Raw genomic sequence first — 12,593 nt, 5'->3', positions numbered from 1 at the left:
ACTCCTGTGAGTTGTACGACGGGTGTCTGTGAGGGTCTGTGGGGTCTCCGTAAGCCTGCGAAGCTTATCTTGTAGCAAAGCAAAGCCTCGCTGAATAGGCCCTGCTAGCCGTTTTTCTACTCAACAACCTTTAACAGAACCTTTTGCATAAAAAAGAAGCAGGCTTATGCCTGCTGGCTACTTTCCTGAATTTTTTTGGCTTATTACTTCTAAAATCTCCGTATATGTAGTTCCGCTGACCCCTTCATATCTTGTTAATGGATTTATTTCCGGAAATACTCCGAAACGGTGAAAAACAAGCTGAAAAAATAGGAGAAAAAACAGTTGAATAACTACAAGCTTAATTAGGATTCTCTCAACCCTTTTCAAGCTCCCCACCTGCCCTTATTTACGTTTTATATTTAGTATTGGAAGGTGAAGTTGAAATTATTCTGTTTTTATGTCGTAAGCCCTTTTTTCTTCATTCCCAGCTGTTTTTCAAAACAGAGGCGTAAAAGAATTTGTCTCTCATGGCTGGAAATATCAGAAAACTGAATTGATAGTTTTTTTCTGATTTCGTTATGGGGAATTACCCTAATGATTCTGCTTGGCAGTTTCATATAATGATATTCTCCATTTTGGAACGGAACGACAAGCCAGACCATCAGGTTCAGCCCTTGTTTCACTTCTAAAGACTCAGGAACAAGAACAGCTGCTCCTCCTGCACTTATATCATCTGTGAGTGCAGTCAAGGGGATAAATTCATCGTTTAAAGGGTGTAATGCAGCATCAATAGCAGCCTCAACCCTTACAAACTGTCTTCTCTGAATTTTTATTAAGTGGTCTGTACCTGGATAGGAAAGGATAAGCATAGGAATATTTTGCTTTAATTTTCCTTTTATTTCTGTCTCAAATAAATATACTGAGGAACCGTCTGGTCCTACAAACGTTGCCTTTAGCTGTGAACCATCGAGTAGAAAAACGCTCCGGTTACTTTTTAGACTAATCGGGTAGTCGATCAAAATATCGTTTCCCCTTATATCCACAACCTTACATTTATATCTTTCGAATTTTTCATTCTCCCGAGGCTCGAGTGTCAACACATCTCCAATTTGTATCACTTAAAAAACCTTCCTTTTTCTATATAAGGAAAACCTTGTAATTTTATTATACCTATTAAAAGAAAAAGGAAAAGCAAATCTTGCTTTTCCTAAAGAACTGATTCCGCATTTTTTAATTTCTCTACTTGTTCTTCAACACCTGTTTTTGCATTTACAAATATCCTGTAACTGTCATTTCCTAGTGTTCCCAGCAGTTCATAGCATAGAACTTCCTCATTTAAATCGTTCACAATGACCGCAAGCCTTTCTTCCATCACTTTAAGCTTGGGATTCACCTTTTTCCTTGCGTCTTCCTTTGATAGGACAGGTGAGGAAAGTTTTCGGTCCTGATGGCTTTTCAGGTAATCCTCTGCAGATAAACCAATGATACTTCCATCATCCAAAGCTATTTTAAGCTTTATTGATTCTGGATAAATTCTAATATTATTTTGGGAAGTGACAAAATCAAATACTCCCACGTTGTCATATTGGCTGCTTTCAAAAACCTCCATATTTTTATAGCCATTATTCTTTAAAAACGCAGCTGCCTTGATTCCAGCTTCGTTTAAGCTTAATTTTTGCTTTTTCACAGCTCGTGAGGTGATAAACCAGATTGGATATCCGCCTCTCTTAGTGATATCCATACTGGCTTCCTGCCCAGATTTTCTGTTCTTTAGTGACACACTGTAAAAACCATAATCAGAGCCATTTCCGTTATCTGTTACCTTCAGTCTAGCATCCCCATCAAAATTCATAAATTTTCTTGCTTTCGCAGCTGCCTCACGGGAGGAAATTTTCCGGCCTTTTAGCTTTTTAAAATTTTCATCTTTTTTTTGCAAATTTGTAAAAGTGGGGCCGAAATCGGTTTCATCGTATCCTGAAACAGTTTTTTCAACGGTTTTAAAACCATCTATTATCGTATTATCAGTTTTTTCTCTTCCGGATGCCAGGGCAAGCTCAACATCCATCCACCGCAGGTTGTTTTTAAGAACCAAATTTTGAGTTTTCCTAAGTTCCCCCTGAATATCACCAGATTGCTTATAAAGTACTTTAAGTGTCTCATACTCCTTTTGTGATAAAGGTTCTTTATCCAAATCGCGGACTGCGGTCTTATAGCTAAAGTTTCCGATATTGGATAGAAACTCTTCTGTTTTATTAAATGGCAATAGCGAAAGCGGAAGCTGTCCAACATCACTATGTGCCTGTGAGGTAATTCTCCAGACCTCCGCCAGGGCTGGAGAAAGGGAACTTCGCGAATTCATGGCGAGTGTAGTTCCAATTTTGTCATGGAGCAAATCCACCTGATATGAGAGATCATGAAAAGCCCTCTGATAGCTATTTTCTGCGTTAATCAGAACAGCATTCTTCTCCCTGTGCTCCTGATACCCCCAAAATCCCAGTCCTACTGCACCCAATGTTAAAAATGCAATCAATATTCCTCTAAACAAATTCGTTCACCCCTTTATTTACAGAATATGTGTTTTCCAATTTTCTTAATTTGTGGTCTTCCCCAAATCCATGAACTGGTAGCAGTTGCAGGATTAAAATAATAAAGGGCACTTCCTGTCGGATCCCAGCCATTGATAGCATCCAGCACTGCTTTTTTGGAGGTTGCATTAGGTGTAAGCCATATTTGACCATCCGCAACTGCAGTAAATGCCCCAGGTTCAAAAATAACCCCGGATACTGTATTAGGAAAATTGGAACTTTCTACCCTATTGAGAATAACGGCTGCCACAGCTACCTGGCCTGTGTACGGCTCCCCCCTCGATTCACCATGTACCGCATTGGCCATAAGCTGAATCTCATTTTGTGAGAACCCATTCGGTGTGATGGCTGCTGTAGTTTTTCTAGGCCTGGATACCTTTTTTGCCGCCGTTTTCCCTCCTGTATAATTATATTTCGAAGCTTTAACTAACTTCACCTTGGTTGTTGCTCCTGCAAACCCATCAACCGGAAGCCCAAACTTGTCTTGAAAATTCCTAAGGGCCCAATAAGTGCTCCAGCCAAAGACCCCATCAATTTTTCCACGGAAAAAACCAAGGTACCCAAGACGGGATTGAAGCTCAATAACATCATCACCAACAGCTCCCCGCTGAATCACCTGACCGGTGAAAGCAAAGGTGTTTGTTGCCGAGAGCGGCATTAAGGTTAAAAAGCAGAGCAGGATGATTAAACGTCGTTTCATCTGGTATTTTTTCTTTTTCATGGATTTCAAACCCCCGGATGTAAATCTTTTATTAGTAAACCTATTTTTTGTAAACATAGGGATTTTATTCGCACGAAAAAACTCTCCATCAGGAATGGAGAGTTCTTTTTTGTATTCTGTATTGTTTTTTAAAATGCTTTGCGCTTAATACTTTAGCCATTTTTACTTTTTTCAGACCAAGCCACCAAAGGAATATCATAAAAGGGAAAATAGCCATCAACCAGTTTTCCTGAGATATCAAGATATAATCATAAAAACCATGAAGAAGTATTGGCAAACCCAAAGAGAGAATAATCCATTTTGCTTTCGAGCCTTCTGTGAATTTTCCTTTGCCTAAATAAAATCCCATAATGACACCAAATAACGCATGACTGGAAACCGGGAGCAGAGCTCTGCCTATGGCATGTTCTACTCCGTTTGCAACAAGATAGAAAATATTTTCTGATGTCGCAAACCCAAGAGAAACAGCTGCACCATATACAATTCCATCAAAAGGTTCATCAAAGGCAACATGCTGATACACTGCATAAAATAAAATAAACCATTTAAAAAATTCTTCTAAAAAGCCAGAATTAAGAAAGGCATGAATCCATTCTGACTGAATAATATTTTCCGTATCAAGGACATGCTGAATAAACATTATTGGGAAGACGAGCAAAGCACCATAAAGAAAAGTTCTGAAAACAACAGAAACCGGCTCGGCGTCATATTCATCTTTTAAATAAAAGTAACTTAACAAGGCCAAACCCGGTGCAATACCGGCAGAAAATATCCCCAGCATGTATCGTCCTCTTTTCTAGCTTTATTAATAGAAAAGAAGGTATAACCTTCTAGTCCTTCGCACTCCTGCTTTATAAAAGCACATTTTGCTTTTCTTAAATCTTATCATGAAAAGTTAGTAATTAATATCGAAAGTTTCAACCATTGACCCTGAAGTTGTCTTTAAAAAGCAATTTTATCCAGACCGCTTGCCAATACAACAGCAAGTTTTATTCTGGCTTTTTTCGAGTCATTGTCGCTTCCCAGAATGGCGCCTTTGTTATATAAATCATACGCACTGCCTTTGTAATCATAGGTAGGATAAACAGCGCCTTCCTCTGCACTTGTGGTGATCACTATTTTAATCCCTTCTTTGATGGCATGCTCAATCTCATCCATCATCTCCGGGGCAACCTGTCCGCGGCCTACACCTTCAAGAACAATTCCTTTTGCACCGCTTTCCCTGGCCGCTTTGATAAATTTGCCGTCCGCATTAATGTAACATTTTATAATATCAACAACTGGAAACGGAGTTTTCACTTCAAAATGCTCCCTTTTTAAGGGCTTTTGAAATATCTGTACTTGATCATTGTCGATAATACCCAGATAGCCAAATCCGAAAGCGTTAAATCCCTGGATATTGGAGGCATGTTCTTTTTTTACATAACGCGCTGCAAAGATCCGTTCATTAAATACTACAACTGTACCAGCACCGCTTAAATCCTCAGAACAGGCTGAATAGATGGCATGGCGAAGATTGATAAATACATCGCTTCCCAGCTCTTCTGGAGACCTTTGCGATCCTGTTACAACAACTGGTCTATCATCTTTTATTGTTAAATCAAGAAAATATGCCGTTTCTTCCAAAGTATCGGTTCCATGTGTTACCACTACTCCTGAAACAGTTTCATCTTGAAAATAACCTTCAATTTTATTTTTCAATACTACTAGGTCATCAAATGTAATGTGAATACTTGCTTTTTGAAGGGCAGATTCTACGATTACCTCAATATCTTCGGGCAACTGACAAAGAGAGACTAATTCTTCCCCTGTTAAGGCACCCGATGCCAGCTTTCCGGAATCTTTATTCGGCCTGCTCGCAATGGTTCCGCCAGTTGTTAATATAACTACCTTCTTCATCATTTTCCTCCGGCTTTTTAATCTGCATCTAAGACAGCATTATTATATCAAATCTATTTAAGGTGCAACGGTAAAAAGAATTTCCAATCCTATATAGCATCCTCGCTGGCTTTTATAGCAATTGCTATTTGCCCTCCGTGAAATCTTCCATTTTCAATAAAGATTTCATTTGCATTGTTACCTGCTGCTATAACCCCTGCAATAAAAATCCCCTTCACATTCGTTTCCATCGTTTCCGGGTTATGAACAGGCCTTCCAGTTTCCCCATCAATGCCTACACCCATTGCCTTCAGGAAAGTGTGATCAGGATGATAACCAGTCATGGCAAATACAAAATCATTTTTGATTTCTTTTGTTTCGCCCTGCTTTGTATATATTACTTTATTCTCCAAAATCTCTTCAACATGGGATTCAAACTCCATTACTACATTTCCACTATTAACCAGAGAAATAAACTCGGGCAATATCCACGGTTTTATGCTAGAGGAATATTCGCTTCCCCGATATAGCACAGTTACTCTTGCACCGGCTTTATCAAGTTCAATTGCAGCATCAATACTGGAGTTCTTTCCGCCAATTACGCAAACATCTTTATCAAAGTATGGATGGGCTTCTTTAAAATAGTGGGAAACCTTTGATAGGCTTTCACCAGGAATCCCCATGAAATTTGGATGATCATAATAGCCAGTTGCAATAACGACATAAGCTGAATAATAGGTTGTCTTGTCCGTTTCAATTTTAAAATGATTTTCTTCCTTTTCAACAGACAGGACCTTTTCAAAAGCATTAACACGTAAGCTTTTCCGTTTAGCTACTTCCCGATAGTAAACCAGTGCCTGATTACGTTTTGGTTTATATGTTTCAGTAACAAAAGGGACATCACCAATCTCCAACTTTTCACTGGTACTAAAAAATGTTTGATGTGTGGGATAGTGGTAGATTGCATTTACGATATTTCCCTTTTCTATGATAAGCGGATTTTTCCCTGCTTCTTTTAAAGAAATTGCAGCAGCCATCCCGCATGGACCGCCACCAATTATAATAACATCTTCCTGTTGCATTTTTTGGTCACACTCCATACTATTCATTATTAATAATTTTTAAATGTAAGGCTCTTATAACTTTAACTTTTTATTTTTTTGGCTTTGTTAAACTTGGATGTTAGTTTTCCCTCTAGGGCACTGCTTACTTATTTTTTTTTGCTGAGCCAATGTAAAAATCCCCTACCGTCTAATGATAGGAGATTTTCAAAGATGTTTCAATGTTAATGGCTTATGCAACGAAGGTGTCTGTAAAAAGCTTAATATATGTTCATAGTAAGCTTTGATTCTTTTAGATCCACCCTCTGAACCGGCTGGCTTCGGCCATTTTTCGGACACCCACCATATAGGCAGCAAGTCTCATATCCACTCTTCTTGTCTGGGCTGTATCGTAAATGCTCTTGAAGGATTTTACCATAACCTTTTCCAACTTTTCTTCTACTTCTTCTTCAGTCCAGTAGTAGCCCTGGTTGTTCTGTACCCATTCAAAATAAGAAACAGTTACTCCTCCGGCAGAAGCTAAAACATCAGGTACAAGAAGGATTCCACGATCTGTTAATATTTCAGTAGCTTCGAGAGTAGTAGGACCATTCGCTGCTTCAACAACGATACTTGCTCGAATGTTATGTGCGTTTTCCTCGGTGATTTGATTTTCAATAGCAGCAGGAACGAGAATATCGCAGTCAAGCTCCAATAGCTCTTTGTTGGTAATTGTGTTATTGAACAACTTTGTTACAGTTCCAAAGCTGTCACGACGATCAAGTAAATAGTCAATATCCAGACCATTCGGATCATATAAAGCACCATAGGCATCAGAAATACCCACAACTTTAGCTCCAGCATCATGCATAAATTTTGCTAGATAGCTTCCTGCATTACCAAAGCCCTGGACAACAACTCTTGCCCCTTCTAATTCCATTCCTTTTTTCTTTGCTGCTTCACGGATACAAATGGTAACGCCTTTTGCTGTAGCTGATTCACGACCATGAGAACCACCCAAAACAAGAGGTTTTCCAGTAATAAAGCCAGGAGAATTGAATTCGTCTATTCTGCTGTATTCATCCATCATCCAAGCCATAATTTGAGAGTTGGTAAACACATCCGGTGCGGGAATATCCTTAGTGGGTCCAACAATTTGGCTTATGGCACGTACATATCCCCGGCTAAGTCTTTCGAGCTCGCGAAATGACATATTACGTGGGTCACAAACAATTCCGCCCTTTCCTCCGCCATAGGGAAGGTCAACAATACCACACTTTAAGCTCATCCAAATAGAAAGTGCTTTTACTTCTCTTTCTGTAACATTCGGGTGGAAACGGATTCCACCTTTTGTTGGTCCTACAGCATCGTTATGCTGGGCTCGGTAGCCAGTAAATATTTTTATAGATCCGTCATCCATTCTGACAGGAATTTTAACAGTCAATAGCCTTAGTGGCTCTTTTAATAATTCATAAACTTCTTCTGGATAACCCAATTTATCCAAAGCTTTATGGATAACAGTTTGAGTTGATTTCAATACATCATGTTTTTCTTCATGGCTAGCATGTTCATTACCTTTCTCGGCTACCATTTGTAAACCTCCTAAAGATCTTCACTTTTACGAATGTTGTCCGCTTTCATGACATAGTATACACCTTTAAGTGATTTATGCAAGAACAAAAACAGGCAAAAACACGATATCGGGCAACAAAATGTAAACGCTATCAGACCGGAAAAATCCGTATACTTATTACCACAAAAAGGGTTTCGTTAACCATGCATTAATGTATATAAGAATGCATAAAGAGGCGGCAGACCCCTTTTCAATATTTTAATAGACAGTGCTACTTAAAATACTGAAGAATAGTTTCTACCGCAGTGTTTTTAACTATTAGTTTTCCGTATTCCTCCAGCCAATGAGGACTTACAATGGAAGCATCTCCATATTCCGCTAATATGGCAGCTGCTTTTTCCAGATCTTCATCCTCTTTTTTCTGAAGATGATAAAAATACTTATTATTAATTGAATACAAATTGCCGCCGCTGATTCCTGCAATATCCAGGCTTTTGCACAGGCCAATTACATCCTCAAATGCTTGAAAGATGAAAAGGAGATCGTCACAGCCTTCCAGCCTTACCTGCATTTCAATAAAACCATCATATAGGATTTCTTCATCAGAGGCGTCATCAACGGTAATGATCATGACCATTCCCTGTGCCTGAAGCGAAAAAATTTCAACACCGACAGAACCTTCAAAATCTACATCAAACTCTTCGCTTGCCTCTTCGAGCATATCATGAAAAAGCTGGTGCCATTTAATCGAATCTTTCCATATATCTTCTTTGGACAGTCCCCTCTCAAACAAATCATCAGAGGATAATGAAATTTTTATTTTATTGGCTGTTAAGCGCTCCAAACGCATGATTTTGCCTCCTGCCATGACATTACTCTTGTTTTAGTCTATGTCAATGCAGGTCGATGGTGAATTGTCTACACTTCACCTATTTTTTCCACCAGCCATTCTTCCCACTCTTCACTTGTCCGGCCGACAAGAAAAGGCTCAACTACGTTTCTTTGTGGCTGTTTAAGCGAATCAATTGCACTTCCGCCCAGCCCAATAGTCAAGAAGGGATATTTGGATGAGAGATGTTCTGCCAATTGGGCAGCTGCTTTAATGTTTTCTCTTAAAGTACAGGACATGAATAAAAATTTAGGATTTGCTGCCTCTAAAACAGCCTCAATATCATTTTCAGCCACTGAGGGGCCAAGATAAATAACATCAAATCCTCTTCGCCTCAGAAAGAGCGTAAAAATCAATAAACCCATTTCATGCCATTCCCCTGGAGTGCAAACAGCAACCACTTTTGGAAGCATTGAATTTAGAGGAAAACTGTGCAAAATCATGCCAATTCTGGATCGTATGATTGCTGATGCATAATGTTCATGCGCACTATTTATTTTTCCCTCTTCCCATAAATCACCCAATTTAACAAGAATGCTTCCAAGAATCTCTATGACAACTTTATCAGTAGTAAAAAGTGATAAATATTGATTAATAATATCTTGGGCTCTCATTTCATCAAAATGGATAAGAGCATCAAGCAATTCATCAAAACGGGATGAAAATTCGTTTTCTATTGGCTTGGTCAATTCAGTTTTCATTTGATTTTTCTCTAATAATGCAACAGCCTGGCTAATCGCGAATCCCTGATTAACCTTATCTACAAGCCATTTTAAGATTTCTAGATGTTTTTCGGTATATAACCTATGGCCTGCCTCGTTGCGGATTGGCGCTATCATTTGATACCGTCTTTCCCATGCACGAAGAGTGCCTGGCTGTATTCCCAGTTTAACGGAAACTGCCTTTATATTATATTTTCCTTCCTCACTTGCCATTTGTTCTCCTCCGTATTAGAAAAGCGCAAGCGCCCGTTCAGCGACGTATGGCCTTTTGAAGAAAGGCTAAGGTAGCCATGTCCTCGAAAAAGCTGCGCTTTTCCTTCGTGCGATGATTAAGCTGAAGAATCTTCCTTGTCCTGTACCTTTCGCCTGACTAAGGACTTCCTGGGAAATTGCGAGCGCTTTTCCTTTGTGTGAAGCAAAGCTGACGATCTGTGCGTTCAGAACTTATGGATATAAATACTGATAATCTAAAGAAAATGCAGCGATAGCCGAGCCTTAAGGTGATGGCAAATCAGGACTCGCTCTTATTCGGTCAGAATTTATGAACATAAAACCCGGTTAGCTTACTGCACTAAGCCGACCTTTTTTTAGAAAACACTTTTCTATAAGTTAAGAAAACTCGTTGAATGCTTGAAAATTTATATTCATATTATATCGAACTTGTTTGTTGTACGTAAGACTTTGATGTGCAGTATGCAGATCGGTTTATTTCCCTGTAATAGTAATGAGGTGGCATTGAGCAGGTGCACCAAGTCTTAAGGGCAAAGAAGTGGTTCCATAGCCATTGCTGATCAGAATTGTGCTATTTCCGACCTTTTTTATTCCGCCTCTTTTGTAAGGGCTGTAGCCTAGTATATGGATTTGGCCTCCATGAGTATGTCCGCTTAATATTAAACTTATGTTATGCTCTGGCACTAATCTCCCTATTATCTGAGGATTATGGCTGACAAGGATTTTGAAGCTGTCTGGATCTGCATCACTTAGGGCTAGGTCCAGCCGGTCCCTCTTCTTGGCGATATCATCAATTCCAAGCAGGGACAACTTCTCCCCTTCATTCGATTCAAAAGTCACTGCGGTATTATCCAAAATTTTAACATTGTTCTCCAAAAGGCTGGCATCCAGCAGATGATAATCTACTTCGTAATCGTTATTTCCCCAAACAAAATAGACAGGTCCAGCCTCCCTTAGTTTTCGAATATTGTTATTTACTCTATCAAAAGGCACGCCCTTTTCAGTGAGGTCTCCACCAATTATCACGATATCTGCCTTCCCTACTTTTGAAAGCACTTTATCTGAAATTGTCCGCCTATGAATATCAGATATAAAAAAAATCGAAATTCCACCGAGAGTTTTCGGGAATTTTGAAAATGCCAAATTATGAACCTCGACATTATTGGAGAAAGCTTCTTTAAGCATATATAGCAAAAGTCCCGCCATTCCTATTGCGACTATTAAAAGAGCCGTTAATATAATCATACAAAATTATCCCCTTATATATTTTTTTCTAAAAATATAGGGAAATCATAACATAAATCGCAATAAAACAGAAAAAGACCAAGGCCTGAACCGGCCCAATATAATAGAGAAAGGTCAAGCTAAAAATAATACACAGAAATATAAGGTCCCCAGTTTTAAATGATGACAGCCGCCTAATGACTAAGCCGGCTCTACCGATTGCTTCCTTAATTATGCTCCCATAAATGACAAATCCAGCAGTAAAGGCTAGGGCAGCTGTAAAAAATCTTACTGGATCCACGACCAAGCCCATAAAGAAATCTGCTGCTATAAAGGGATTTTGTATGGGGACCCATTTTATATAAAGATAACCCAACAGCATACCCGCTAAAATTCTAACTAAGATTCTCAACATAAAAATCCCTCCCATAAAAGTGTATGAGAGGGATGATTTTTATTTCATAAGATTAGTCTTCGTGAATGTCCAAAATGCGAAAACCATGCTCTTCGAGTTTCTTCACAAATTTTTCTACATTTTCCTTTTTCTCCACCTTTAAGACAATCCTGCGAACAAGTTTATCAGTTTCATCAAAAGTTACTAGTGAAATGATATGTTCATGGAACTGATGGGCAATTTCAGCGAGCCTTGCAATTCGTCCTTCTGTTTCAACAGAGGTAAAAGCAATTCTTATCCCTGGACGATTAACGCCAAATGCACTCTCAAACTGCGCCATAACGTCAAATCTGGTTACCACTCCCAAAAATTTTCTTTGCGCATCAACAACTGCTAATAGCGGGAAACTTTTCAACTCCATAAGAGTGGTTTCAAATAGTTCATTGCCTTCGAGGTATTTATCCTGATTGGTGGCAATGTTCTTTACTAATGTTTTTTCAAGAAATTCTTCGCGTTCCATTCCTGATTGAAAGAAGTTCAAGTATATTCGGTAGCGAGTCACGACTCCGAGATAAAGATCTCCATCAAGAACCGGAATTCCGTCTATTTGATGCTCTTCAAGTTTTTCCAGGGCTGACTTTAAATTTTCACCCTGTTGGATCGTTACACAGTTAAACTTCGGAATCATAATGCTTTTTACGAACATATCCATCACCTCAGAATTTTGAAAATCATAACTTCATATGTATATTTCAACGTATCTTTAAAAATCCCTTTTCGGTTTCATAAATTTCAGTTATAAAAAAAGTTATATCTCATAAAATGAAACGATATTGACAAAAAGGAGGTCCATCAATGAATCCACATCACAAAGCATACAATCCTTATATAAGCCCTTTTGATCCTTGTCCCCCAATTCAAACTAAAACTTATTCAACCCCACCTCATTTGTATATGGGATTTCAGCCATTAAATCTTGAACAATTTACTCCTGCAGAGGCCTTAAGGGCAGGAACACTATGGAAACCATTTTTTGATCCCTACTTCAGTCCCCACGAACTGGCTAAAGGAGGCGGTCAGTCGTGACTCAGGTTCCTGCAGAATATTATCAATTAATGGAACAGCTGCAAGCTGTTGATTTTGTTTTAGTCGAGCTAACCCTGTATTTGGATACACATCCAGGAGACCAGCAGAGCATTCAGCAGTTCAATCAATTTGCAAAAGAGAGAAAACGTCTTAAAAAGTTGTTTGAAAGCCAATTTGGCCCGCTTTTGCAATATGGCAACAGTTACTCTGCCTATCCATGGAACTGGTCTGATTCTCCATGGCCATGGGAAGTGTAGGAAACAGGGAG

At 39.0% G+C, this 12,593-nt stretch carries 15 protein-coding genes; 2 read left to right on the top strand and 13 right to left on the bottom strand.

Annotated elements, in window-relative coordinates:
• Window positions 1-177: 177 nt before the first annotated feature.
• The 13 genes from AC3WR0_RS16240 to AC3WR0_RS16180 all read right to left on the bottom strand — a co-directional run bounded on the left by AC3WR0_RS16240 (window position 178) and on the right by AC3WR0_RS16180 (window position 11,945).
• Window positions 178-369, bottom strand: coding sequence for a DUF5359 family protein (locus AC3WR0_RS16240; RefSeq protein WP_027323804.1), 192 nt, complete (start codon window positions 367-369; stop codon window positions 178-180).
• Window positions 370-437: 68 nt separating this feature from the next.
• The gene (locus AC3WR0_RS16235; protein ID WP_492553284.1) at window positions 438-1,100 is read right to left on the bottom strand and encodes a flagellar brake protein; all 663 of its coding nucleotides are present in this window, start codon (window positions 1,098-1,100) and stop codon (window positions 438-440) included.
• A gap of 89 nt (window positions 1,101-1,189) precedes the next feature.
• Window positions 1,190-2,527 carry a germination protein YpeB gene (gene ypeB / locus AC3WR0_RS16230; protein WP_492553283.1) on the bottom strand — a complete coding sequence of 446 codons (1,338 nt, stop codon included), beginning with the start codon at window positions 2,525-2,527 and terminating at the stop codon, window positions 1,190-1,192.
• A gap of 14 nt (window positions 2,528-2,541) precedes the next feature.
• Entirely contained in the window at window positions 2,542-3,267 is a 726-nt protein-coding gene (sleB, locus tag AC3WR0_RS16225) for a spore cortex-lytic enzyme (protein ID WP_492553316.1), read from the bottom strand.
• 109 nt (window positions 3,268-3,376) lie between these two features.
• Complete coding sequence (gene prsW, locus AC3WR0_RS16220) at window positions 3,377-4,069, bottom strand: glutamic-type intramembrane protease PrsW (protein ID WP_492553282.1); 693 nt, start codon at window positions 4,067-4,069, stop codon at window positions 3,377-3,379.
• A gap of 161 nt (window positions 4,070-4,230) precedes the next feature.
• The gene (locus AC3WR0_RS16215) at window positions 4,231-5,187 is read right to left on the bottom strand and encodes an asparaginase (protein WP_492553281.1); all 957 of its coding nucleotides are present in this window, start codon (window positions 5,185-5,187) and stop codon (window positions 4,231-4,233) included.
• Between the two features lie 89 nt (window positions 5,188-5,276).
• Window positions 5,277-6,248: a YpdA family putative bacillithiol disulfide reductase gene (locus AC3WR0_RS16210; RefSeq protein ID WP_492553280.1), complete on the bottom strand. Its 972-nt coding sequence runs from the start codon at window positions 6,246-6,248 to the stop codon at window positions 5,277-5,279.
• Window positions 6,249-6,519: 271 nt separating this feature from the next.
• Entirely contained in the window at window positions 6,520-7,797 is a 1,278-nt protein-coding gene (locus AC3WR0_RS16205; RefSeq protein ID WP_492553279.1) for a Glu/Leu/Phe/Val family dehydrogenase, read from the bottom strand.
• Window positions 7,798-8,050: 253 nt separating this feature from the next.
• Window positions 8,051-8,629, bottom strand: a complete 579-nt coding sequence (locus tag AC3WR0_RS16200; RefSeq protein ID WP_492553278.1) for a genetic competence negative regulator — start codon at window positions 8,627-8,629, stop codon at window positions 8,051-8,053.
• Window positions 8,630-8,697: 68 nt separating this feature from the next.
• On the bottom strand, window positions 8,698-9,603 hold the full coding sequence (locus AC3WR0_RS16195) for a MerR family transcriptional regulator (RefSeq protein ID WP_492553277.1): 906 nt from the start codon (window positions 9,601-9,603) through the stop codon (window positions 8,698-8,700).
• Between the two features lie 492 nt (window positions 9,604-10,095).
• Window positions 10,096-10,866: a metallophosphoesterase gene (locus tag AC3WR0_RS16190; RefSeq protein WP_492553276.1), complete on the bottom strand. Its 771-nt coding sequence runs from the start codon at window positions 10,864-10,866 to the stop codon at window positions 10,096-10,098.
• A gap of 28 nt (window positions 10,867-10,894) precedes the next feature.
• Complete coding sequence (locus tag AC3WR0_RS16185) at window positions 10,895-11,260, bottom strand: hypothetical protein (RefSeq protein WP_492553275.1); 366 nt, start codon at window positions 11,258-11,260, stop codon at window positions 10,895-10,897.
• A gap of 52 nt (window positions 11,261-11,312) precedes the next feature.
• A complete protein-coding gene (locus tag AC3WR0_RS16180; protein WP_492553274.1) occupies window positions 11,313-11,945 on the bottom strand; it encodes a CBS domain-containing protein in 633 nt (210 codons plus the stop codon).
• Window positions 11,946-12,094: 149 nt separating this feature from the next.
• Here AC3WR0_RS16180 and AC3WR0_RS16175 point away from each other — a divergent pair, with 149 nt between their 5' ends.
• Together AC3WR0_RS16175 and AC3WR0_RS16170 are read left to right on the top strand one after the other, a co-directional pair.
• On the top strand, window positions 12,095-12,325 hold the full coding sequence (locus AC3WR0_RS16175; protein ID WP_027323791.1) for a spore coat associated protein CotJA: 231 nt from the start codon (window positions 12,095-12,097) through the stop codon (window positions 12,323-12,325).
• Entirely contained in the window at window positions 12,322-12,582 is a 261-nt protein-coding gene (locus AC3WR0_RS16170; RefSeq protein WP_492553273.1) for a spore coat protein CotJB, read from the top strand. The genes AC3WR0_RS16175 and AC3WR0_RS16170 overlap by 4 nt, the downstream gene beginning before the upstream one ends.
• Window positions 12,583-12,593: the final 11 nt, after the last annotated feature.

It is taken from the genome of Neobacillus sp. FW104-15D2, assembly GCF_058790155.1.
Note: the sequence above shows the minus strand (reverse complement) of the source record. Positions and strands in the feature narration are given on the sequence as shown.